General features: G+C 67.3%; 21 protein-coding genes. 10 read left to right on the top strand and 11 right to left on the bottom strand.

Annotated elements, in window-relative coordinates; all coding sequences use genetic code 11:
• The first annotated feature begins 11 nt into the window (after positions 1-11).
• From Ga0080574_RS21380 to Ga0080574_RS25680, 3 genes are all read left to right on the top strand, one after another.
• Positions 12-356: a DUF427 domain-containing protein gene (locus Ga0080574_RS21380; protein ID WP_076704261.1), complete on the top strand. Its 345-nt coding sequence runs from the start codon at positions 12-14 to the stop codon at positions 354-356.
• A 363-nt stretch (positions 357-719) separates the two neighbouring features.
• A complete protein-coding gene (locus Ga0080574_RS21375) occupies positions 720-2,159 on the top strand; it encodes an integrin alpha (RefSeq protein ID WP_076704258.1) in 1,440 nt (479 codons plus the stop codon).
• Positions 2,045-3,244, top strand: a complete 1,200-nt coding sequence (locus Ga0080574_RS25680) for a calcium-binding protein (protein WP_198039861.1) — start codon at positions 2,045-2,047, stop codon at positions 3,242-3,244. Before Ga0080574_RS21375 ends, Ga0080574_RS25680 begins: the two co-directional genes overlap by 115 nt.
• Before the next feature lie 221 nt (positions 3,245-3,465).
• On the opposite strand, the gene Ga0080574_RS21360 is transcribed toward Ga0080574_RS25680, so the two are convergent.
• From Ga0080574_RS21360 to Ga0080574_RS21345, 4 genes are all read right to left on the bottom strand, one after another.
• A complete protein-coding gene (locus Ga0080574_RS21360; RefSeq protein ID WP_076704255.1) occupies positions 3,466-4,017 on the bottom strand; it encodes a CHAP domain-containing protein in 552 nt (183 codons plus the stop codon).
• Positions 4,018-4,190: 173 nt separating this feature from the next.
• Positions 4,191-4,649, bottom strand: a complete 459-nt coding sequence (locus tag Ga0080574_RS21355; RefSeq protein ID WP_076704252.1) for a DNA polymerase III subunit chi — start codon at positions 4,647-4,649, stop codon at positions 4,191-4,193.
• Positions 4,650-4,652: 3 nt separating this feature from the next.
• On the bottom strand, positions 4,653-5,060 hold the full coding sequence (locus Ga0080574_RS21350; RefSeq protein WP_076704249.1) for a VOC family protein: 408 nt from the start codon (positions 5,058-5,060) through the stop codon (positions 4,653-4,655).
• A gap of 2 nt (positions 5,061-5,062) precedes the next feature.
• Entirely contained in the window at positions 5,063-6,535 is a 1,473-nt protein-coding gene (locus Ga0080574_RS21345) for a leucyl aminopeptidase (RefSeq protein WP_076704245.1), read from the bottom strand.
• A 148-nt stretch (positions 6,536-6,683) separates the two neighbouring features.
• Between Ga0080574_RS21345 and lptF the strand changes: the two genes are divergently transcribed.
• The 6 genes from lptF (at position 6,684) to rsmA (ending at position 14,194) form a co-directional block, all read left to right on the top strand.
• Positions 6,684-7,799, top strand: coding sequence for an LPS export ABC transporter permease LptF (gene lptF, locus Ga0080574_RS21340; protein ID WP_076704242.1), 1,116 nt, complete (start codon positions 6,684-6,686; stop codon positions 7,797-7,799).
• Positions 7,796-8,890, top strand: coding sequence for an LPS export ABC transporter permease LptG (gene lptG / locus Ga0080574_RS21335; RefSeq protein ID WP_076704240.1), 1,095 nt, complete (start codon positions 7,796-7,798; stop codon positions 8,888-8,890). Before lptF ends, lptG begins: the two co-directional genes overlap by 4 nt.
• Positions 8,890-11,076 (top strand): LPS-assembly protein LptD, encoded by a 2,187-nt coding sequence (locus tag Ga0080574_RS21330; protein WP_076704237.1) that lies wholly within the window; start codon positions 8,890-8,892, stop codon positions 11,074-11,076. Before lptG ends, Ga0080574_RS21330 begins: the two co-directional genes overlap by 1 nt.
• On the top strand, positions 11,067-12,299 hold the full coding sequence (locus tag Ga0080574_RS21325; RefSeq protein ID WP_076704235.1) for a peptidylprolyl isomerase: 1,233 nt from the start codon (positions 11,067-11,069) through the stop codon (positions 12,297-12,299). Before Ga0080574_RS21330 ends, Ga0080574_RS21325 begins: the two co-directional genes overlap by 10 nt.
• Positions 12,296-13,273 (top strand): 4-hydroxythreonine-4-phosphate dehydrogenase PdxA, encoded by a 978-nt coding sequence (gene pdxA / locus Ga0080574_RS21320; protein ID WP_076704232.1) that lies wholly within the window; start codon positions 12,296-12,298, stop codon positions 13,271-13,273. The genes Ga0080574_RS21325 and pdxA overlap by 4 nt, the downstream gene beginning before the upstream one ends.
• Positions 13,274-13,357: 84 nt before the next feature.
• On the top strand, positions 13,358-14,194 hold the full coding sequence (gene rsmA / locus Ga0080574_RS21315; protein WP_076704229.1) for a 16S rRNA (adenine(1518)-N(6)/adenine(1519)-N(6))-dimethyltransferase RsmA: 837 nt from the start codon (positions 13,358-13,360) through the stop codon (positions 14,192-14,194).
• 85 nt (positions 14,195-14,279) lie between these two features.
• Here the strand turns inward: rsmA and Ga0080574_RS21310 are convergent, their stop codons facing one another.
• The 7 genes from Ga0080574_RS21310 to Ga0080574_RS21280 all read right to left on the bottom strand — a co-directional run bounded on the left by Ga0080574_RS21310 (position 14,280) and on the right by Ga0080574_RS21280 (position 21,141).
• A complete protein-coding gene (locus tag Ga0080574_RS21310) occupies positions 14,280-14,963 on the bottom strand; it encodes a DUF4167 domain-containing protein (protein WP_076704226.1) in 684 nt (227 codons plus the stop codon).
• Between the two features lie 224 nt (positions 14,964-15,187).
• A complete protein-coding gene (prmC, locus tag Ga0080574_RS21305; RefSeq protein ID WP_076704223.1) occupies positions 15,188-16,033 on the bottom strand; it encodes a peptide chain release factor N(5)-glutamine methyltransferase in 846 nt (281 codons plus the stop codon).
• Positions 16,034-16,088: 55 nt separating this feature from the next.
• Positions 16,089-17,138, bottom strand: coding sequence for a peptide chain release factor 1 (gene prfA / locus Ga0080574_RS21300; protein WP_076704220.1), 1,050 nt, complete (start codon positions 17,136-17,138; stop codon positions 16,089-16,091).
• A gap of 92 nt (positions 17,139-17,230) precedes the next feature.
• A complete protein-coding gene (locus Ga0080574_RS21295) occupies positions 17,231-17,635 on the bottom strand; it encodes a DUF1499 domain-containing protein (RefSeq protein WP_380659263.1) in 405 nt (134 codons plus the stop codon).
• 165 nt (positions 17,636-17,800) lie between these two features.
• Complete coding sequence (gene speB / locus Ga0080574_RS21290; protein WP_076704214.1) at positions 17,801-18,766, bottom strand: agmatinase; 966 nt, start codon at positions 18,764-18,766, stop codon at positions 17,801-17,803.
• A gap of 8 nt (positions 18,767-18,774) precedes the next feature.
• Positions 18,775-19,941 (bottom strand): M20 aminoacylase family protein, encoded by a 1,167-nt coding sequence (locus Ga0080574_RS21285; RefSeq protein ID WP_076704211.1) that lies wholly within the window; start codon positions 19,939-19,941, stop codon positions 18,775-18,777.
• Between the two features lie 39 nt (positions 19,942-19,980).
• A complete protein-coding gene (locus tag Ga0080574_RS21280) occupies positions 19,981-21,141 on the bottom strand; it encodes a M20 aminoacylase family protein (RefSeq protein ID WP_076704209.1) in 1,161 nt (386 codons plus the stop codon).
• A 63-nt stretch (positions 21,142-21,204) separates the two neighbouring features.
• Between Ga0080574_RS21280 and mazG the strand changes: the two genes are divergently transcribed.
• Positions 21,205-22,017, top strand: coding sequence for a nucleoside triphosphate pyrophosphohydrolase (gene mazG, locus Ga0080574_RS21275; protein WP_076704206.1), 813 nt, complete (start codon positions 21,205-21,207; stop codon positions 22,015-22,017).
• Positions 22,018-22,045 lie beyond the last annotated feature (28 nt).

Below are 22,045 nucleotides of genomic sequence, written 5' to 3'. Positions count from 1 at the left end.
GGGAGAAACAGATGCTGAGACATATCGCAATCCGCCCGGCGGCGGGCACTTGGGTTATCCGTGCCGGTGGCGCGGTTCTGGGAGAAAGCAGCAACGCACTGGAGCTGACCGAGGGCGATATGCCCGGCGTCATCTATTTTCCGCGCGACGACATCGCCATGGCCTTTCTGGAGCCCACCGAGTACCGCACGGTGAACCAGTGGATGGGCGAGGCCACCTATTTCAACATCGCCTCCAAGAGCCGCAGCTACGAAAATGCCGTCTGGTCCTATGAGGCGCCGAAGGACGAGGCGCAGGAGCTCGCGGGCTATCTGGCCTTCCAGGTCCAGGACGGCGTCGCCGTCGAGCAGGTGTAAGCGCCCGCTCATCATGGACCCGGCCCCGGCGGTCGGGCCAAAGCCCACGGGGCGCCGCAGTTTCGGACCTGCGGCGCCCCGTCTCTTTTCCGGGGCGTTGAGCCCTCGCAGCGCCAGCGCGTCCGACATCCCGTATCCGCCCTCGAGGCCCAATAAAGGCCGCACATGCTGTCTGCGCGTGTCCGGGCCCGAAGCGGCGCGTCCGGAATTCCACCATTGGCGTGTGTGTCTGTGTTGTTAGGGTGCGCACGGGTCAAAACGCTCCGTCGCGCGGACAGCGGCGGCATGACCACGATTTCAATACCCTGAAACAGGCGCCCGACCCGCGCCCGGACAGGTTCAAATTCAAGGGAGGTAGGCGCCATGTCGCTCAACCTGCAAACACTGATTTCAGACCCGGACACCTTCGGCTTCAGCGTCGAAGGGGATATCGATGCCTCTGGCCAGAGCGCCGGACTTGGCGTGCGCGTCTCGCATATTGGCGATTTCAACGGTGACGGTCACGACGACCTGGCAATCTCGGCCCCGGGGCTTGACGGCTTCGGTGCGCGTCAGGATGCCGGCGGCGTGTTCGTCATCTATGGCGGCTCGGACCTGGCCGACGACATCGCCGATGGCACATTCAACATCACCCGTGCCTTCGGCACGTTCGGCGAGCTTCCGGGCGACGGGTTCTTCGTGCAGGGCGCGCTCGAGCATGATCAGCTTCACGGCACCGCCGCCGGGGACGTCGACGGCGATGGCTATGACGACCTGTTCCTTGCCGCACCCAGCTTCGTCGAAATTGACGATCCGGCACTGCCCTTTCCGACCTACGATCACCGTCCGGGCACGGGCTATATCATCTATGGTGGCGACTCCGTCGCGAGCCTGTTCGAACCCACGACCAACCGGATCGACCTCGCCGATCTTCCCGGCGGAGGCGCCGGCACGCCGGCTGCAACGGTGATCAACGGCGAATCGGATGCCCTGCGTCTTGGCCTCGCGGTCGCGGGCGAAGGCGATTTCAACGGTGACGGCTATCGCGACATTGTCGTGGGCACGCCGCAGGCCGAAGGTCTGTTCTACCAGCCGGACGGCTCGGTGATGGAACTCCCCGCAGGCATCCCCTCTCCGGCGCAGTTCATGGGCCGGGTCTACACCATCTATGGCAGCGCCGATCGTCCCGCGACGATCGACCTCGCCGCTGACGTCGTCGCCGGTGACGGCTCGACCGGCTTCATGACACAGGGCTTTGTCGAGACCAGCATGGTCGACGGCTCCATGCAGGCGGATTTCTTCGGTGGTGCCATCGGGCTGTTCGAGTCGCTCGCCTTCGCGGATCTCGACGGCGACGGTCATGACGATCTGCTGATCGGTGCCAGCTTTGCCGGCGAGCTCCACAACGGGTACGACGATATCGAGGGCAACGAATATGTCTCCGGCGGTGTCTTCGTGATCCCCGGCGCGGCGGATGCCCCCGGCGAGATCGACCTCAGCGAAGCGATCTTTCTGGAGGGGCCCGCAACCGGCGAGCTGCTTGCGACCGGCTTCAGCCTGGCCAATCTCGGCGACATCAACAATGACGGGTTCGAAGACGTCGCGATCATGGCGCCGCTGATGGACGACGGCATGGAAACCAACACCGGCGCTGTATGGGGGCTGATGGGGGCGCCTCCCTGCTCGGTGCCGGCGGTCTCGAGGGACGCATGTCGCTCGACGCGGTGGCCGACTTCCGCATCATGGGGGATCAGGCCGGCGACGCCGCCGATCCCGCGCTCGACAATATCGGCGGTGTCGAAGACACGCCAGAAGACATCCTGACCTCCGGTCTGGCCGGCGTCGGAGATGTCAACGGCGATGGGATCGACGACTTCATGGTCGGCTTCGCCGGGGCGCATAACGGTGCCGGCAACGCCTTTCTGGTGCTCGGGCGCGAAGACACCACCCCCGGCGAGACGCCGCCGCTGCTGCCGTTTGACCGGCTCGGACGGTTCGGAGACTCTCCCGAAACGGGCGAACAGGATGACGGGATCCTGCGCCTGGTGGGCGCACCCGGCGACAATGCCGGGTATGCGCTCGACGGCGGTGGCGATATCGACGGCGACGGCATTCCCGACATTATCATCGGCGCGCCGAGCGAGCTGACCGCGTCAGGGACCTTCCTGAGCGATGGCCGCGTCTATGTGCTCTCGGGCAGCGCCGCGGCGCAATCGGAGGGGCCGACCTCCGGTCCCGATCTGCTGATCGGCACATCCGGCGCAGACAGGATCGACGCGCTGGCCGGGAACGATACGGTCCGCGGGCTGGACGGCGCCGACACGCTGATCGGCGCCGAAGGCGACGACATCATCTTCGGTGGTGACACCGCGGCCGACCTGCGCGACGTGATCTATGGCGGCGAGGGCAACGACAGCATCGACGGCGGCTACGGCAATGACGAGCTGCGCGGCGATGCAGGCAACGACACGGTCACCGGCGGCTCCGGCGTCGACACGATCCTCGGCGGGACGGGTGACGACGTTCTGACAGGTCAGACCTGGTCGGATGTGATCCTTGGCGGCGCGGGCGCCGATTTCATCAATGGCGGCTTCGGTCATGACCGGGTGAATGGTGGCGCGGATGCCGACCGCTTCTACCATCTCGGCGTCGAGGGCCACGGCTCGGACTGGATCCAGGATTTCTCCGATGCGGAGGGCGATCTTCTGGTCTTCGGCGGCGGCGGCGCCTCAGTCGACGACTTCCAGGTCAATTTCACCGAAACCGCCGGCGCCGGTGCGGCGGGTGTCGAGGAGGCGTTCGTGATCTACCGCCCCACGGGCCAGATCCTCTGGGCGCTGGTCGATGGCGCGGCGCAGACGGACATCATGCTTTCGGTCGGGGGCACGGAATACGATCTCCTCGCCTGAGATCTCATCCTCTCGGCACATCAGTGCCCCGCATGTCGCTCAAATCGCCATGCGGGGCGTTTGCTGTCGGGCCAGGCGGATGTTCGGGATACGTGGCTTTGGACCGGTGAACCGGCGGCGGCGCCGGGGGCGTGACCGCATCGCCGCAACGGATCGAAAGGCAAAAGCTTGATTGGTGGCTTTGGTCGGGCGGGCAATCCTGCCCACCGCCGCGACAAAGCTCAGTTCATCCGCGAAGGATAGATGAACCCGCTGATCGGATAGGTCTGCCCATAGGCGCCGGGGTTGCTTTCCACCCGCACAGCCGACCAGTCGTTCCGCGCCGAGACGTCCTTGATCGACATGCCCAGCGAGACCTCGTTGCGGGTCCAGTTGGCGTGGTCGACGCGGATCTCGCGCTCGGAAACCACATCCGAGACCACCGCCACATGGCCCATCGGCATGCCGCGCGTCGAGGCGAAGGCCATCACGGCGCCCACCACCGGCTTGGCGCCGCGATCGTAGAGCCCCTGCGCCTTGCCCCACCAGGTCTCGGCATTGCCGCGGATCTGGATGCCGCTGGCATTGCGCGCGAAGGGCACGCACCAGACGCGCTGGCCCTTCGATTGCAGGATATCCACCTCGCGCAGCGCCATCGCCCGGCGGTCGAGATCGATCCCGTCCGAGGAATAGGCGATGTCCGGACCCTTGGTCGAACACGCGGCGGTTGTCAGAAGTATTGCACAGAGTAGCGGCAGGCCTAGCCGCGCTTTACGCGCACCGGTCACGCTCATTCGTCCCTCGTTTCGTATCGTTCTGCCCAGCCCCGCTGTCCCCGGGGATGGTCAAAAGTTTTTGACGATCTCACGGGGTTTGCAAAGGGTATGTTACAGGCCTCGGCAGAAATCCGCGCATTTCCGGGCGATTGTCCCTGCGGAGCGCTCAATCCAAGGGCGATGACGCTGGCTCAGGCCTCGGCCTTCTTCTCCCAGCGCCCGCTTTCTTCGGACCAGTACTGCGCCTTGCAGCCCGCGCCGGTCAGCGCGCGCCACTGGCCGCGCGCCGCCTCCACCGCCATGGCGTCATGCCCGTCGAATAGGATGCAGACCCGGTCCAGCCGGCTCACCTCGTCGGGCGCGACCTCGGCGCCGTCCACCGCCATCAGGCAGGCGGCATCGTTAGGCATGGCGGTCTGCACGGTCAGCAGCACCGGCTGGAGCGCGTCGTGTTTGCCGCCGGCGAGCCCGTGCGGCAGGAAACCCTCCTCCGGGCCCAGCCAGAGCCGCTGGTCGAGCCAGTCCATGCGCGCGGGATCGGTGCCGCGCACCGCCACGCGCCAGCCGGCGGCCAGCGATTTCTCCAGCAGCACCGGCAGGGTCGCCTCCAGCGGGCGCTGGGTCAGGTGGTAGAAATAGGCGGCGCCCATCGCTCAGCCTCCGTGGTCGCCTTCGGGATGGTATTCGCCGAAGGTGAAGAGATGCCCCTCCGGATCACGCACCGAATAGCTCTGCCCGCCATAGGGCTGCTCTTCCAGCGGCATCAGGATCTCGGCCCCGGCGGCCACGGCGCGGGCGAAATGCCCCGCCACATTGGTCACGCAGACATAGACCGAGGTGGTCTCGCCCCCCGCCTCGGCGGGGCTGCGCATGTGCCGCCCGAACGGGCTGTCGCGATGCTCGGGGCCGAACATGAAGAAGCCGCCGCCCTGGCTCAGCTCCACATGCATGATCTTCCCGTCGGCATCGCGATAGACCGCATGCTCGGCAAAGCCCAGGGCGCCGGTGAGAAAGGCGAGCGCCGCGTCGCAATCCCGGTAGCGCGTGGCCGGAACGATCATGCTCAGCCCTCTTTCGTCTCGAAGCGGTCGCGCACCAGCCGGTCGAGCGCCATCACGCCCCAGCCGGTCGCGCCCTTGGGCGCCAGCGTGCCGTCGCTCTTTACATGCGCGACGCCGGCGATATCGAGATGGATCCACGGCACGTCCGGCTTCACGAAACGGCCGAGGAATTGCGCGGCGGTGATCGAGCCCGCCGGGCGGCCGCCGATGTTCTTCATATCCGCCACCGGCGATTTCAGCATGTCGTCATAGGCCTTGCCCATCGGCATGCGCCAGGCGCCCTCGCCCTCCGTCCCTGCGGATTTCAGGAAGGCGCCGGCGAATGGCTCGTCATTGGAATAGACGGCGGCGTTCTCATGCCCCAGCGCCACGATGCAGGCGCCGGTGAGCGTGGCGAGATCGACCATCGCGGCGGGCTTGATGTGCTCCTGCGCGAACCACATCACGTCACACAGCACGAGCCGGCCCTCGGCATCGGTGTTGACCACCTCGATCGTGTCGCCCTTCATCGAGGTCACCACATCGCCCGGGCGCACCGCCTCGCCCGACGGCATGTTCTCGACCAGCCCGACGAGCCCCACCACATGCGCCGGCGCCTTGCGCAGCGCCAGCGCCTTCATCACGCCGGAGACGACGCCCGCGCCGCCCATGTCCATGGTCATGTCCTCCATGCCCACCGCCGGCTTCAGCGAGATGCCGCCGGTGTCAAAGACCACGCCCTTGCCGACCAGAGCCAGCGGCGCGGCCTCGGCGCCTTTCCAGCGCATCACCACCACTTTCGACGGCGCGGCAGAGCCCTGCCCGACGCAGAGCAGCGCGCCCATGCCGAGCTCGGCGAGCCTGTCCTCCTCCAGCACCTCGACCTCGACGCCGAGATCGCGCAGCGCCTCGAGCCGGGCGGCGAATTCCCTGGTGGTCAGCACATTGGCGGGTTCGTTGACCAGATCGCGGGTGAAGAACACGCCCTCGGCCACGGCGAGCGCGGCGGCGGCTTCGGCCTCCACCGTCTCGGGCTTGGTGCAATAGACCAGCGCGGGGGCGAGCGGCGTGCCCTTGTCGCTCTTGTGATCGGTGAAGGTGTAGCCGCGCAGCGCCAGCCCCATCACCGTCTCGGCGAGACGCGTCTGGGTGTCGCCCAGCACCGTCACCGCGCTGCTGCCCGCGACCTTGGCGATGGCGGCGCCGGCCTTGCGCGCCGCGGCCACGTCGGGGCGGCGCTCCAGCTTGACGATATCCACCGCCTCTGCGGCCATGCCCGCCGGGAAGGCCAGGCTCAGCACATCGCCCGAGGCGCGCTTTTCCCAGCCCTCGCCCTCGACCGCGCGCGCCACCGCCCCTTTGGTCAGCCGGTTCAGCCGCCGCGCCCCGCGCCCCAGCTGGCCCTCGCCGTTCACAAAGACGGCGACGCGGCCCACCGCGTCTTTCAGAGCGTCCAGGTCGGTCTCGGCAAAGCTGATCTTGCGCAGGTCGGTCATCGTGGTCTCCTGTGTTTTCTGCCCCAAGTGGTAGAGCCGCGCGGCGGCATTGACCAGAGGCACCTTTTCCCCCAAACACCGATCAACTAGGGTCAGCCGAAACATAGGTTCTGGGGGGAACGCGGGCGTGCAGAGATTCGACAGATATATGCTGTCGCAACTCATGGTGGTCTTTGGGTTTTTTGCCCTTGTGCTGGTGATGGTCTATTGGGTCAACCGGTCGGTGAGCCTGTTCGACGAGCTGATCGCCGACGGCCATACCGCGGGCATCTTTCTCGAATTCACGCTGCTGAGCCTGCCGGGCGTCATCGCCATCGTGCTGCCCATCGCGGCCTTTGGCGCGGCGGTCTATGTCACCAACCGCATGTCGAACGAATCCGAGCTGACGGTGATCAAGACCATGGGCTACTCGCCATGGCGCATCGCGCGCCCGGTGCTGATCTTCGGGCTGGTGATCGGTGCGATGATGGCGATTCTCAGCCACCTGCTGGTGCCCGCCTCCATCGCCCAGCTGCGCCTGCGCGAGTCGCAGATCTCCGGCTCGGTCTCGGCAAGGCTGCTGCATGAGGGCACCTTTCTGCACCCGACCCGTGGCGTGACCTTCTATATCCGCGACATCACCCCCGAGGGCGAGCTGAAGGATGTCTACCTGTCGGACCGCCGCGATTCCCGGCGCTCGATGACCTACACGGCAGAGACCGCCTATATCCTGCGCGACGATTCCGGGCCGAAACTGGCGATGAAATCGGGCATCGCGCAGACCTTCCTGCGCGCCGAAGAGACGCTTTCGACCACCAATTTCACCGATCTCACCTACGATATCAGCGAGCTGGTCTCCGCCGGCAACCAGCCCGGACGGCGCAGCCGGCAGATCTCCACCTGGGAGCTGCTGACCGAGACGAACGCCGTGGCAACAGAGGTCGATGACAGCATCGGCGAGGTGCTGGAGGAGGCGCATATGCGCTTCGAGCAGCCGCTGCTCTGCGTGGTGGCGGCGCTGATCGGCTATGCGGCGCTGATGACCGGCACCTTCTCGCGCTTTGGCATCACCCGGCAAATCGTCGGGGCGATCTTTCTGCTGGTGCTGGTGAAACTGGTGGAAAGCGCGGTGAGCGATCCGGTGCGCGCCAATGCCGCGCTCTGGCCGCTGATCTACCTGCCGAGCGTGACCGGCACCGGCATCGCCGGCGTGCTGCTCTGGCGCGCCTCGCGGCCCTTCCGCCCCGGCAAGCCCGCCCCCGAGACGGAGGCGGCGCCCGCATGATCCTGCACCGCTATTTCGCCCGGCGCTTCTTCTGGATGTTCATGTCGATCCTCGGCATCTTCGCGCTGTTCCTCGGCCTCGTCGATCTGGTCGAACAACTGCGCAAGTTCGACAGTGACGTGAGCTTTGGCCAGGTGGTGCAGGTGACGCTGCTGAAACTGCCCGAGGGACTCTACGAGATCCTGCCGCTGGTGATGATCCTCGCCACGGCGGCGCTGTTCCTGATGCTGGCGCGCAGCTCCGAGCTGGTGGTGGTGCGCGCCGCCGGGCGTGCCGGGCTCACCGCGCTGCTGGGGCCGGTGCTGGTGGCGCTGGTGATCAGCGGCATTACCGTGGCGATGCTCAACCCGCTCGTCGCCGCCACCTCGAAACGCGCCAGCGACCTGACCGAAAGCTACGAGAGCGACGGCGCCTCGGTGATCTCCATCGGCAAGGAAGGGCTGTGGCTGCGTCAGGGCGGCGCGCGCGGTCAGACGGTGATCCGCGCCGACCGCGCCAATCCCGATGCCACGGTGCTCTATGACGTGAGCTTTCTCGCCTATGCCCCCGATGGCGGGCCGGTGCGCCGCATCCAGGCCGCCGAGGCGGCGCTGGAAAACGGCGCCTGGGTGCTGCATGACGCCAAGGCCTGGCCGCTCGCCGCCGGGCTCAACCCCGAAAGCTCCGCCGAGCGCCACGACGTGCTGCGCATCGAGTCGGATCTGACGCAGGACGGCATCCGCGACCGTTTCGGCAAGCCCTCGGCCATCGCGATCTGGGATCTGCCGGCGTTCATCGGCGGGCTGGAACAGGCGGGCTTTTCCGCGCGACGCCATGTGGTCTGGTTCCAGATGGAGCTGGCGCGGCCTGTCTTTCTGATCGCCATGGTGCTCGTCGCCGCGGGCTTTACCATGCGCCCGGCGCGGCTGGGACGCACCGGCCTGCATGTGCTGGCCGCCGTGCTGCTTGGCTTCGGCCTCTACTACGTGCGCAATTTCGCGCAGATCATGGGTGAGAACGGCCAGTTGCCGCCGATCCTCGCCGCCTGGATCCCGCCGGTGGCATCGCTGCTGCTGGCGCTGGGACTCGTCCTTCAGATGGAGGACGGCTGATGATCCGCCTCGCCCGCCCGCTCTGCCTCGCCGCCCTGCTCGCGCTTTCGGCGCCGCTGCCGGTGCTCGCACAGACCACCACCATCGCCGCCGATGCGCAGGACGAAAGCACCGAGCCCGCGCTGCTCATCGCGGATTCGGTCTTTGTCGAGGACGGCACGCGGCTCGTCGCCTCCGGCAATGTCGAGGCGCTGCATGACGGCATGCGGATGACCGCCACGCGCATCCTCTTCGATCAGGAGAACGGCACGCTGACCATCGAGGGGCCGATCCGGATCACCGACGAGGCCGGCAACCTGCTGCTCGCCGATGCCGCCGAGATGGAGGAAGGCCTGCGCAACGGGCTGCTGAAGGGCGCCCGCATGGTGATGGACGACCAGCTGCAACTGGCGGCGGTCGAGGCGCAGCGGGTCGAGGGTCGCTATACCCAGCTTTCGCGCGTCGCGGTGACCTCCTGCCAGGTCTGCGGCCGCAATCAGGTGCCGCTCTGGCAGATCCGCGCCAACCGGGTGATCCACGATCAGGACGAGCGCCAGCTCTATTTCGAGGGCGCGCAGTTCCGCCTGCTCGACGTGCCGATCTTCTGGCTGCCGCATATGCGCCTGCCCGACCCGTCGCTGAAGCGCGCACGCGGCTTCCTGACGCCGACGATCCGCAGCACCACGCTGCTCGGCACCGGGTTGCGCGTGCCCTATTTCATTCCGCTCGGCGATCATCAGGACATCACCCTGACGCCCTATGTCTCCTCGGAAACCCGCACGCTGGAGGCACGTTACCGCCGCGCCTTTGCCAATGGCACGATCGAGGTGAACGGCGCGGTGACCAAGGACACGCTGCGGCCTGACGATACCCGCGGCTATCTCTTCATCGAGGGCGACTTCGATCTGCGCGACGATTTCAAGCTCGAATTCGATATCCAGAGCGTTTCGGACGACGCCTATTTCAACGAATACGATTACGGCCCCAGCGAACGGCTGGAAAGCGCGCTGACCGTGAGCCGCGCCCGCAGGGACGAATATATCCAGGGCGATCTGCTTTATTACGAGACGCTGCGCGCCGCCGAGGAAAACGACACCCAGCCCTCCACCATGATCAACGCGATGTACGAGCGGCGGTTCTTCCCCACGCGCATGGGCGGCGAGCTGCGGCTCGGGGCGATGGTGCATTCGCATTACCGGCGCTCGGATCTGGATATCGACAGCAATGACGACGACAGCGTCGTCGACGGGCGCGACATGGCGCGGCTCTCGGCCGAGGCGAGCTGGCAACGGCGCTGGACGCTGGCGGGAGGCATCCGTGCCGGTGTCTCGGGGTATCTCTGGGCCGACCGCTACGCGGTGCGCGACGACGCCGCCTCCGACAGCGAGGCCTCGCAGTTCACCCCCGGCGCGGCGCTGGAGCTGCGCTGGCCGCTGATCCGGCGCGGCGCTTATGGCGAGCGCACCCTGCTGGAGCCGGTGCTGCAATATGGCTGGGTCGGCGGCGAACGCCCGGACATCCCCAACGACGAAAGCACCCGGGTCGAGTTCGACGAGGCCAACCTGCTGTCGCTGTCGCGCTTCCCCGCCGACGACCGGCACGAGCGCGGCCGGCTACTCGCCGCCGGGCTGCGCTGGCTGCACGAGGCGCCGGCGGGCTGGACCGCCGCGCTGACCCTCGGCCGGGTCTGGCGCGACCGGGTGGACGATGATTTCAGCCGCTCTTCGGGCCTCGAGGGCGAGGCCTCGGACTGGTTGATCGCCGGCGGCTTCACCAACCCGCTGGGTCTGCGCATCTCGGCGCGCGGGCTGCTCGACGAAAGCGCCGAGTTCAGCAAGGCCGAGGCCCGCGCCAGCTGGGCGAATGCGCGCATGGATCTGGGCGCCACCTATGTGATGATGGTGCAGGATGCCGACGAGGACCGCGACGAGGGGCAGGCCGAATGGGGCTTTGACGGCTCCTACCGGATCAACCGCCACTGGACCGGTTCGGCGGAGTGGCGCTATGACCTTGCCGACCAGCGGCTTGACCGCACCGGGCTGGGGCTGCAATACCGCAATGAATGCGTTCAGGTGGATTTCTCGGTGATGCGCAAATTTGCCTCCTCGACCAACCTCGAACCGTCCACAGATTTCGGCCTGACAGTGGCGCTGACAGGCTTTGGCACCACAGGCAGCGCCAAGGAGTACCGACGCACATGCAACTGACCCCTGCCCGCCTTTTCCGCTCGCTCGTTCTCGCCACGGGGCTCGCGCTGGCCGTGACCCCCGCAACGGCCCCGGCGCAGGGGCTGTTCGCACCGGCGATCACCGTCGATGAAATGGTGATCACGCAATACGAGATCGACCAGCGCGCGCAAATGCTGACGCTGCTCAACGCGCCGGGCAATCCGGCGGAGCTCGCCCGCGAGCAGCTCATCGACGACCGGCTGCGGCTGCTGGCCGCCCGCGAGGCCGGGATCGAGCCCAGCGAGCAGGAGATTCTCGACGGCATGGAGGAATTCGCCGGCCGCGCAGAGCTCAGCCGCGAGGAGTTCATCACCGAGCTGGCGCGCGGCGGCGTCGCCGAAGAGACGTTCCGCGATTTCATCCGCGCCGGCACCGCCTGGCGGACGCTGGTGCAAGGCAGGTTCGCGCAACGCGCGCAGGTCTCGCCCGACGAGATCGACCGCGCGCTCGCGGGCGCCGGCGGGGGCTCCGACGTGCGGGTGCTGCTCTCCGAGCTGATCATGCCGATGACGCCGCAGAACGCCGAGGAGGTGCGCGCCCGCGCCGCGCGGATCTCTCAGCTCACCTCGCTGGCCGAGTTCTCCGCCGAGGCGCGACGCTATTCCGCCACCGCGACGCGCGGCGCCGGCGGGCGCCTGCCGTGGCGCGAACTGACCGACCTGCCGCCACAACTGCGTCCGCTGCTGCTCGGGCTGGCGCCCGGCGAAGTGACCGACCCGCTGCCGATCCCCGGCGCCATCGCCCTGTTCCAGCTGCGCGATATCGAAGAGACCGGCTATACCCCGGCCGAGATCGCGGCGGTGGAATACGCCGCCTATTACATGCCGGGCGGGCGCAGCCCCGAGACGCTGGCCAAGGCGCGGGTGCTGGCGGAGCGGGTGGACCGCTGCGACGATCTTTACGGCGTCGCCAAGGGCCAGCCGGAAAACGTGCTGGACCGCGGCACGCTGCCGCCCGCCGAGATCCCCACCGACATCGCCTATGAGCTTTCCAAGCTCGATCCCGGCGAGGTCTCGACCGCGCTGACGCGCTCGGACGGGCAGACGCTGGTCTTCCTGATGCTCTGCGGCCGCACCGCCGCCGTCTCCGAGGAGGCCGACCGCGCGGAGGTCGAGATGGGGCTGCGCAATCGCCGCGTCGGCGCTCTGGCCGATGCCTATCTCGCGCAGCTGCGCGCCAACGCTCGCATCGTCGAGAAATGAGCGCCGCCCCCGCACCCGTCGCTATGAGCTGCGGGGAACCGTCAGGGATCGGCCCGGAACTGGCGGAAAGCGCCTGGGAGATCCTCGGCGCGGCGCTGCCTTTCGTCTGGATCGGAGAGCCCGCGCATCTGCCGGGCCGCGTGCCGCATGTGCTGGTGAGCAGCCCCGAGGAGGCGGCGCAAGCGGCCGAGGAGGCGCTGCCGGTGCTGCCGCTCGCCCTGCCCGGCCCGCGCGAGCCCGGCACGCCGCAACCCGCACAGGCCGCCGGAGTGATCGAGGCCATCGCGCACGGCGTGGCGCTGGTGCAGGAGGGCGCCTGTTCGGCGCTCTGTACCCTGCCGATTTCGAAACAGGCGCTGGCCGAGGGTGCGGGCTTTGCCTATCCCGGCCATACGGAATATCTCGCGGCCCTCGCCGGCGCTGACGAGGTGGTGATGATGCTCGCCTCCGACGAGCTGCGCGTCGTGCCCGCCACCATCCATATCGCGCTCTCCGAAGTGCCGCGCGCGCTGACCGCCGAGCTTCTGGAAAAGCGCCTGCGCATCACCCATGCGGCGCTCATCGCGCAGTTCGGCATCGCCGCGCCGCGCATCGCCGTGGCCGGGCTCAACCCGCATGCGGGCGAAGGCGGGCGCATGGGCCGCGAGGAGATCGAGCTGATCGTGCCGGTGCTCGACCGGCTGCGTGGCGAGGGCATGGATCTGGCAGGCCCGCTGCCCGCCGATACGATGTTTCATGCGGAGGCGCGGGCGGGCTATGACGCGGCGGTCTGCATGTATCACGACCAGGCGCTGATCCCGATCAAGACGCTGGGCTTCGACAAGGGCGTGAACGTGACGCTGGGCCTGCCCTTCATCCGCACCTCGCCCGATCACGGCACCGCCTTCGGCATCGCCGGAAAGGGCATCGCCAACCCTTCCTCGACGGTGGCGGCGCTGACGCTCGCCTGGCGCATGGCCGGTGGGACGGTTTGACCGGCGGGCGGACGGGTCGCGGCCCATGCCGGGCGCCGCGAAGGCGTCCCGCGTCGCGGTGAATATTTTGAGAAAGATGAAGACATGAGCGGGATCGACGGGCTGCCGCCGCTGCGCGAAGTGATCGCGACGCATGAGCTCTCGGCGAAGAAATCGCTGGGGCAGAACTTTCTGCTGGATCTGAACCTGACCGCCAAGATCGCGCGGCAGGCGGGCGATCTCTCGGGCATGGATGTGCTGGAGGTCGGCCCCGGCCCCGGCGGGCTGACCCGGGGGCTTCTGGCCGAGGGCGCGCGCAAGGTGCTGGCCATCGAGAAGGACACGCGCTGCCTGCCCGCACTGGCCGAGATCGCCGAAGCCTATCCCGGGCGGCTGGAGGTGATCTCGGGCGATGCGTTGCAGGTCGATCCGCTGGCGCATCTGACCCCGCCTATCGCGATCTGTGCCAACCTGCCCTACAATGTCGGCACCGAGCTTCTGGTGCGCTGGCTGACGCCGGAGGCCTGGCCGCCGTTCTGGACCACGCTGACGCTGATGTTCCAGCGCGAGGTGGCCGAGCGCATCGTGGCGCAGCCGGGCAGCAAGGCGTATGGGCGTCTCGCGGTGCTGGCGCAGTGGCGCGCCGAGGCGCGGATCGTGCTGAGCCTGCCGCCCTCGGCTTTTACCCCACCCCCCAAGATTTCGTCCGCCGTGGTGCATCTGCGCGCCCTGCCCGAGCCGCGTTTTCCCGCCGAGCGCGCGGTGCTGGAGCGCGTGGTCGCCGCCGCCTTCAACCAGCGCCGCAAGATGCTGCGCGCCGCGCTGAAGGGGCTGGCGCCGGATATCGAGGACCGGCTGGAGGCGGCAGGCATCGCGCCGACGGAACGGGCCGAGCAGGTCTCGCTGGAGCAGTTCTGCGCGCTGGCCCGGGCGCTGGCCTGACACCTGACCTGACCCTGACCTGACACGGAAACGCCGCGCCCCGGAGAGACCGGGGTGCGGCGTTTCTGTATCTTGTTACAAGAGCTTACTCAGCGGCGTCTGGTGCCGGAGCCTCGCCCTTATCGGTTTTGTCGGTCTTATCGGCTTTCTTGCGGGGCGCGCGGCTGCGGGCGGGCTTTTCCTCCGCAGTTGCGCCCTCTTCGGCGGCCGGCTCGGCCTTCTTGCGCGGACGGCGCGGGCGCTTGGGCTTTTCCTCCGCAGCGGGCGGCGGGGTTTCACGATTTTCCGGCGTCTCCACCAGACCGGCATCTTCGGAGCCGCCCATGTCGATCACGTCGGACTGCGGCGCGCCGCCCTCTTGAGCGCGCGGCGTGTCCTGCGGCGTCGGCTGCGATTGCGGCTGCGCGTCGCCCTCCTCGCGATCGGAGGATTTCTGCGCATCGCGCTCGGCACGTTCCCGGTCACGCTGCGACTGGCGCTCGCGGTTCTCGCGCTCCTGCTGCTCGCGCCGGGCATCGACCTCGCGCTGCGCCTCGGACAGCATGCGCATGTAATGCTCGGCATGCTGCTGGAAGTTCTCGGCGGCGACACGGTCATTGCCCAGCGAGGCGTCGCGCGCCAGCTGGTTGTACTTGTCGATGATCTGCTGCGGCGTGCCGCGCACCTTGCCCTCGGGGCCAGAGCTGTCGAACACCCGGTTGACGACATTGCCCAGCGAGTTGCGGTTGCGGTTGTTCTTCGACCGCGAACGGGATTTCGAGGATCGCATGTTGTTCTGCTATCAGCCTTGTGTCTGACTGTCCCTGTGACCCTGCGGCGCTTAGGGCGCCATCCAATGCGGGGTCACACTTATGTAGGGTTAATGTCGGGCGGGACCGCCGAAAGGCATCCACCGCTCCGATCTCTCATGACTAACCATGTCCGGGGCCCGGAAACAAGGGAAAATCGGTGAAGGTGACCGGAAATCCGGCAGAAATCCGCGTCTCATTCGACTCAAAGCGTTTGCAGACGGGCCGAAACCACCCGGTCGCGCCCGTCGAAATCCTGGATCACCGCGACATCGCCCAGCCCGGCCTGCCTCATCAGGGCGCCGACCGCCGAGGCCTGATCGGGGCCGATCTCGACGAGAATCCGCCCGCCCGGGACAAGATGCCGCGCCGCGCCGGCGGCGATGGCACGATAGGCGCCAAGCCCGTCGCCCTCGTCGGTCAGCGCCAGGCGCGGCTCGTGTAGGCGCACCTCGTCTTCCAGCCCCGGCATTTCGGCCAGCGCGATATAGGGCGGGTTCGAGACGATCAGGTCGAAGCGCTCCGGCACCTGCCCAAGCGCGGCATACCAGTCGCCCTGCCTCAGTGTGGCGCGTGAGGTGAGGTGCAGAGCGTCGCGGTTGCGGGTGGCGACGGCGAGCGCGGCGTCCGAGAGATCGGTGCCGATTCCCCGGCTCTCGGAGCGCTCCGCCAGCAGCGTGAGCAGGATGCAGCCGGAGCCGGTGCCGAGGTCGAGCAGATGTGTGAAATGCTGCTCCAGCGCCGCAGCGATGAGGATCTCGGTCTCCGGGCGCGGGTCGAGCACATCGGGGGTGACCCGAAAGCTGCGACCGTAAAAGGCGCGCTGGCCCGTCAGATGCGAGACCGGCGCCCGGGCGGCGCGGCGGGCGATCAGGGCGGCGAAGGCGGCGGCATGGTCCTGAGAGACCGGATCGGGCAGAACCAGCGTCAGTCGTCCGGGCGCGATGCCGAGCACATGCGCCAGCAGCCGGCGCGCATCGCGGGCGGGATCGGGGATGCCCGCCTCTGCGAGCTGTCGCACCGCCTCGGCCAGAAGCGCCGTGCCCGTCATCGGCGCGCCCAAGAATTTTCCTCCGAAAATTCTTTTCCCCCCGCCCCGGCGCGCCTCACGCGCCCATCTCCGCGAGCTGCGCCGCCTGCGCATCGGCGGTGAGCGCATCGACGATCTCGTCGATATCGCCGCCGAGGATCTGGTCGAGCCGGTAGAGCGTCAGCCCGATGCGGTGATCGGTCATGCGGCCCTGGGGGAAGTTATAGGTGCGGATGCGCTCGGAGCGGTCGCCGCTGCCGACCTGGCTGCGGCGGTCCGAGGCGCGGTCCTGCGCGGCCTTCTGGCGCTCCATGTCGAAGAGCCGGGCGCGCAGCACGTTCATCGCGATCTCGCGGTTGCGGTGCTGGGATTTTTCCGAGCTGGTCACCACGATACCGGTGGGCAGGTGGGTGATCCGCACCGCCGAGTCGGTGGTGTTGACGTGCTGACCGCCGGCACCGGAGCTGCGCATCGTGTCGATGCGGATATCGCCAGGGGCGATGTCGATATCTACCGCCTCGGCCTCGGGCAATACGGCGACGGTGGCGGCGGAGGTGTGGATGCGGCCGCCGCTCTCGGTCTCGGGCACGCGCTGCACGCGGTGCACGCCGGATTCGAATTTCAGCCGGGCAAAGACATTGTCGCCCTCGATCCGCACCACCAGCTCGCGCAGCCCGCCAAGCTCGGTCGGCTGCTCCTCAATCACCTCCCAGCGCCAGCCGCGCGCCTCGGCATAGCGCTGATACATGCGGGCGAGATCGCCGGCGAAGAGCGCCGCCTCCTCGCCGCCCGTGCCGGGGCGGATCTCGAGGATTGCCGGGCGCGCATCGGCGGCATCCTTGGGCAGCAGCGAGAGCTGAAGCGCCTGCTCCGCCTCGGGCAGCCGCGCGCGCAGCAGGGGCAGTTCCTCCTCGGCCAGCGCCTTCATCTCGGGATCGGTCAGCATCGCCTCGGCCTCGGCGAGATCGGTCTGGAGCCGGTCCCAATCCGCGATCTGCTCGACCACCGGTTTCAGCTCGGCATATTCGCGGCCCAGAGCGGCAATATCGCCCGATCCCTCGGCCATGCGGGCCTCAAGATATTCGAAACGCTCTCGGATCTGCTGAAGACGGTCTGCGGGGATCATGGCGCCACTGTCTTCCCCGAAACCGCGCAGGCGTCAAGGGCGGCACAAATCTCTTCGAAGAGATTTGCAAATTCCTTTTGAGGAATTTGCCGTCACTCCGCGGCGCCGAGCCGGTCCAGCCAGCCCTCGACCCGGGTCCGGTTCACGCCGAGATCCGACTGACCGAAGCGCTGGCGTGCGTAAAGCTCCAGATGCCCCTCGCCCAGCTGCACCGTGGTGTAATCGGGAAAGCCCATCCATTGCGAGCGGGTGATATAGGTCACCCGCCCCTCATCCGGCGTGCCGGCCAGCACCTCGGTGCGCGGCGTTTCCAGGATGATGCGATGCAGCGCGGCAAAGACCGCCTCGCCGCCGGAGATTCGCCGCCGCACGCCGCTGGCCAGATCCTGATCCGCGCTCACCTTGGGATCCACATGCCAGACGGCGGGATCGGACGGGGCAAGACGGATCCAGGCGAGCCCGCCGATCACGGCGAGCAGAATGATCCAGAACAGAATCCGCAAGACGAACGGCCCTTTCGTTTGAACATCGCGATCCGGCAGCGCCGGGCAATCCGGGCACAGCAAATCCCTGCCCGGGCCGCGCGCTCTCCTGTTCACATGATTCTGCCCGGCGGGAAAAGGCCGTTGCGCTCACAATCGCGGGAATCCGCCGAAGCGCATTCAACCTTTACGTCGCGTCCAGCCCCAGAGGCAAAGCAGCTCGGTCGCCACATGCGCCGCCGCGATGGCGGTGGCACCGGTGGTGTCGAAGGGCGGCGAGACCTCGACCACGTCGCCGCCCTTGAGGTTGATCCCGGCAAGCCCGCGCAGCATCACCGCCGCCTGATGGCTGCTGAGCCCGCCCCAGACCGGCGTGCCGGTGCCCGGCGCGAAAGCCGGGTCGAGCGCGTCGATGTCGAATGTAAGATAGACCGGGTGACGCTCGACGATGTCGTGGATGCGGGCGGCGACGGTCTCGGGCCCCTCGCGATGCACCTCGCGGGCGTCGAGGATGTGAAATCCCATCGTGTCGGGATTGTCGGTGCGGATGCCGATCTGCACCGAGCGCGCCGGGTCCACATAACCGAGCTTCACCGCCTTATACATGAAGGTGCCGTGGTCGATGCGGCTGAAATCGTCATCGGCCCAGGTGTCGGTATGGGCATCGAACTGGATCACGCTCAGGGGCCCGTATTTCTCCGCATGGGCCTTGAGAATCGGCAGGGTGATCGAGTGATCGCCGCCCAGCGTCACCGTCGCGGCGCCTTGTTCGAGGATTCCCGAAATATGTTTTTCCAGCGTTTCGGGAAAGGCCGAAACATTGGCATAGTCAAAGGCCAGATCGCCGTAATCGGCGATAGCGAATTCGCTCAGCACATCGTAGCCCCAGCCATAGGGCGCGTCGCAGGGTTGCAGCGCGCTCGCCTCGCGGATCGCGCGCGGCCCGAGCCGCGTGCCCGTGCGATTGGTCACCGCCTGGTCGAAGGGCACGCCGGTCACGGCGATATCCACCCCGCGCAGATCCTTGGTGTATTTGCGCCGCAGGAAGGAGGTGGCGCCGCCGAACACGTTCTCAAAGCTCGGCCCCTTCAGGTCCTCGCGGGTGAAAGCGTGGTCAATCTGGGTTTTTGCGTCTTCCAGTGCCATGAGATCCCTCAGCTTTTCAGGGGCAGCGCGGTTTCCACCAGCCGCGCGAAGAACGACGCGCCGACCGGCGCGATGGCGTCGTTGAAATCGTATTTCGGGTGGTGGCAATTGGGCGTGTCGCCCTGCCCGAGGAAGAGATAGGCGCCGGGGCGTGCCTCCAGCATGTAGGAGAAATCCTCCGCCGGCATGATCGGGTCGATATCGTCGCGCACCTTGTCGTCGCCCACCACCGCGCGCGCCACCTCTGCGGCAAAGGCCGCCTGTGCCGCGTGATTGACCGTGGGTGGATAGCCGCGATCATAGATCACCTGCGCCGTGCAGCCATAGACGGCGGACTGCGCCTCGGCGATCTCGCGCAGCCGGCGCTCGGCCAGATCGCGGGTCTCGGGGCTGAAACTGCGCACCGTACCGCCCAGCCAGGCGGTGCCGGGGATGATATTATGCGCGGTGCCGGCATGGATCTCGGTGACCGAAACCACCAGCCGGTCGATGGCGCTGACATTGCGGCTGACGATGGTCTGCAAAGCGCCGACCATGGCGGCGGCGGCGGGCACGGGATCGGTGCTCATATGCGGCTCGGCGCCATGGCCGCCCTGCCCGGCGATCTCGATGCGAAACTCGTCCGCCGAGGCCATCAGCGGGCCGGGGGCGGTCAGAATATGGCCCTCGGGCTCGCCCGGGGAATTGTGGATGCCATAGACCTCCTCGACGCCGAACCGGTCCATCACGCCTTCCTCGACCATGACCTTGCCACCGCCGCCGCCCTCTTCGGCCGGCTGGAACAGCAGCACCACGCGGCCCGCGAAATTGCGCGTCTCGGCGAGGTATTTCGCAGCCCCCAAAAGCATCGTCGTATGGCCGTCATGCCCGCAGGTATGGGCCATGCCCGGCACGGTGGAGGCGTGATCCGTGCCCGAGAGATCCTCCATCGGCAGCGCGTCCATATCGGCGCGCAGCGCGATGGTGCGACCCGGCGCGCGGCCCTCGATCACCGCGACGACGCCGGTCTGCGCGACCCTTTCGTGTATTTCCGAAATACCGAAAGATCTCAGCTTTTCAGAGACAAAGGCGGCGGTCTTCACACAGTCGAACAGCAGCTCGGGATGTCGGTGCAGATGGCGGCGCCATTCCGTCAGCGTGTCTGCCTCGGCGGCGATGGAGTTGATCACGGGCATGGGGGTCTCCTTATGCGGGCCATGAAAACGCGAAAGCGTTCAGCCCTTCAAGGGGTGGCGGGTCTCGATCAGCCGGGCGAAGAAGCTGGCCCCGATGGGCGCCGCCTCATCGTTGAAATCGAATTTCGGGTGATGGCAAAACGGCCCCTCGCCCTGGCCCATGTAGAGAAAGGCACCGGGACGCGCCTCCAGCATGTAAGAGAAATCCTCCGCCCCCATCGAGGGCACGGACTCGTCCTCCACCTCCGGCACGATCCCGCGCGCGACGGAAACCGCGAACTCCGTCTGTTTCGCGTGGTTGATGGTGGGCGGGTAATTGCGCTGATAATCGAGCTCGGCGGTGACGCCATAGGCCATGGCCTGCCCGGCAACGATCTCGCGAATGCGCTTTTCCGCCATGTCGCGAATGCCGGGATCGAAGCTGCGCACGGTGCCGGCCAGATAGGCGGTTTCCGGGATCACATTGGTGGCCGAGCCCGTCTGCACCACGGTCAGCGACACCACCAGCGATTCCAGCGGATCGGTGTTGCGCGCGGGCACGGTTTGCAGCGCCTGACCGATGGCCAGCGCGCAGGGGATCGGGTCGATACAGGTGTCGGGATGCGCCGCATGGCCGCCGCGCCCGGTGAGGTGCAGCTCGAAATCGTCCACCGCCGCCATCAGCGGGCCGGTGCGCGTGGCGATCTCGCCCAGCGGGCGCGAGGGATCGGTATGCAGCGCATAGACCTCCTCGACGCCGAAACGCTCCATGATGCCTTCCTCGACCATGATGCGCCCGCCGCCGATGGTCTCTTCCGCCGGCTGAAAGATCAGCACCACCTTACCCGCGAATTTCCGCGTCTCGGCGAGGTATTTCGCCGCGCCCAGCAGCATCGTCGTATGGCCGTCATGACCGCAGGCATGCATCCGCCCCGGCACTTCGGAGGCGTAGTCCGCCCCGGTTTCCTCCTCCATCGGCAGCGCGTCCATATCGGCGCGCAGCCCGGTCACCGGCCCGTCGCCCTGCCCCTCGATCACCGCCACGACGCCGCTTTGCGCGATCCCTTCGTGTATATCCGAAATACCGAATTCCCGCAGCTTGCCGACCACGAAGGCGGCTGTCTCGTGGCAATCGAGGCTCAGCTCCGGGTGGCGGTGCAGATGGCGGCGCCAGGTTTTCATCTCTCCGGCGTAATCGGCGATGCGGTTGACGATGGGCATGGGTGGACTCCGGGAGATGCATGTCGCAGGACAGAACCCAATACCGAAATGCGGGGGAAGTCCATGAGCGACGATCTGATCCACAACCCCAAGGGCGGAATGCCGCGGCTGCTGGAGATCATGCGGCGGCTGCGCGATCCTGAAACCGGCTGTCCCTGGGATATCGAGCAGGATTTCGCCTCCATCGCGCCCTACACGATCGAAGAGGCCTATGAGGTCGCCGATGCGATCGAGCGTGAGGCCTGGAGCGAGCTGAAGGGCGAGCTGGGCGATCTGCTGTTCCAGTCGGTGTTTCACGCGCAGATGGCGAGCGAAAAGGGCCTTTTCAGCTTCGACGAGGTGGCCGACACCATGTCGGACAAGATGGTGGCGCGGCACCCGCATGTGTTCGGCGACGAGTCGAACGCCAAGACGCCGGAGCAGCAAACCGCCGACTGGGAGGCGATCAAGGCGCAGGAGCGCGCGGCCAAGGCGGAAAAGGGCGTGCTCGACGGGGTGGCCATGGGCCTGCCGGCGCTGCTGCGCGCGGTGAAGCTGCAAAAGCGTGCGGCACGGGTGGGGTTCGATTGGCCGTCGACCGATCAGGTGATCGACAAGATCGTCGAGGAGGCGCAGGAGCTGCGCGAGGCCACCGAGCCGGACCATATCGAGGAGGAATTCGGCGATCTGCTCTTTGTCATGGCCAATCTCGCACGGCATATGAAGATCGACCCGGAGGCCGCGCTGCGCGCCACCAATGCCAAGTTCACCCGCCGCTTCGGCGCGGTCGAGGCAGCGCTGGCCAAAAAGGGCCGCCGCCCGGAGGACAGCACGCTGGAGGAGATGGACGCGCTCTGGGATGCGGAAAAGCGCCGGGAAAAAGAGAAAAACGCCTGAAAGCTGTGCACAAAGATTGACCTGACAG

It is taken from the genome of Salipiger abyssi (genome assembly GCF_001975705.1).
In the GTDB taxonomy this organism is placed as follows: Bacteria; Pseudomonadota; Alphaproteobacteria; order Rhodobacterales; family Rhodobacteraceae; genus Salipiger; species Salipiger abyssi.
Note: the sequence above shows the minus strand (reverse complement) of the source record. Positions and strands in the feature narration are given on the sequence as shown.

What these genes read in the sequence shown, in the direction of transcription:
- pdxA (WP_076704232.1), top strand. Translation starts at nt 12,296, where the DNA reads ATGAGCGCCGCCCCCGCACCCGTCGCTATGAGCTGCGGGGAACCGTCA.
- prmC (WP_076704223.1), bottom strand. Translation starts at nt 16,033, where the DNA reads ATGACGGGCACGGCGCTTCTGGCCGAGGCGGTGCGACAGCTCGCAGAG.
- Ga0080574_RS21345 (WP_076704245.1), bottom strand. Translation starts at nt 6,535, where the DNA reads ATGACCGACCTGCGCAAGATCAGCTTTGCCGAGACCGACCTGGACGCT.
- prfA (WP_076704220.1), bottom strand. Translation starts at nt 17,138, where the DNA reads ATGATCCCCGCAGACCGTCTTCAGCAGATCCGAGAGCGTTTCGAATAT.
- Ga0080574_RS21360 (WP_076704255.1), bottom strand. Translation starts at nt 4,017, where the DNA reads ATGAGCGTGACCGGTGCGCGTAAAGCGCGGCTAGGCCTGCCGCTACTC.
- rsmA (WP_076704229.1), top strand. Translation starts at nt 13,358, where the DNA reads ATGAGCGGGATCGACGGGCTGCCGCCGCTGCGCGAAGTGATCGCGACG.
- Ga0080574_RS25680 (WP_198039861.1), top strand. Translation starts at nt 2,045, where the DNA reads ATGTCGCTCGACGCGGTGGCCGACTTCCGCATCATGGGGGATCAGGCC.
- Ga0080574_RS21310 (WP_076704226.1), bottom strand. Translation starts at nt 14,963, where the DNA reads ATGCGATCCTCGAAATCCCGTTCGCGGTCGAAGAACAACCGCAACCGC.
- mazG (WP_076704206.1), top strand. Translation starts at nt 21,205, where the DNA reads ATGAGCGACGATCTGATCCACAACCCCAAGGGCGGAATGCCGCGGCTG.
- Ga0080574_RS21330 (WP_076704237.1), top strand. Translation starts at nt 8,890, where the DNA reads ATGATCCGCCTCGCCCGCCCGCTCTGCCTCGCCGCCCTGCTCGCGCTT.
- Ga0080574_RS21375 (WP_076704258.1), top strand. Translation starts at nt 720, where the DNA reads ATGTCGCTCAACCTGCAAACACTGATTTCAGACCCGGACACCTTCGGC.
- Ga0080574_RS21350 (WP_076704249.1), bottom strand. Translation starts at nt 5,060, where the DNA reads ATGATCGTTCCGGCCACGCGCTACCGGGATTGCGACGCGGCGCTCGCC.
- Ga0080574_RS21355 (WP_076704252.1), bottom strand. Translation starts at nt 4,649, where the DNA reads ATGGGCGCCGCCTATTTCTACCACCTGACCCAGCGCCCGCTGGAGGCG.
- Ga0080574_RS21325 (WP_076704235.1), top strand. Translation starts at nt 11,067, where the DNA reads ATGCAACTGACCCCTGCCCGCCTTTTCCGCTCGCTCGTTCTCGCCACG.
- lptF (WP_076704242.1), top strand. Translation starts at nt 6,684, where the DNA reads ATGCTGTCGCAACTCATGGTGGTCTTTGGGTTTTTTGCCCTTGTGCTG.
- Ga0080574_RS21280 (WP_076704209.1), bottom strand. Translation starts at nt 21,141, where the DNA reads ATGCCCATCGTCAACCGCATCGCCGATTACGCCGGAGAGATGAAAACC.
- Ga0080574_RS21285 (WP_076704211.1), bottom strand. Translation starts at nt 19,941, where the DNA reads ATGCCCGTGATCAACTCCATCGCCGCCGAGGCAGACACGCTGACGGAA.
- speB (WP_076704214.1), bottom strand. Translation starts at nt 18,766, where the DNA reads ATGGCACTGGAAGACGCAAAAACCCAGATTGACCACGCTTTCACCCGC.
- Ga0080574_RS21380 (WP_076704261.1), top strand. Translation starts at nt 12, where the DNA reads ATGCTGAGACATATCGCAATCCGCCCGGCGGCGGGCACTTGGGTTATC.
- lptG (WP_076704240.1), top strand. Translation starts at nt 7,796, where the DNA reads ATGATCCTGCACCGCTATTTCGCCCGGCGCTTCTTCTGGATGTTCATG.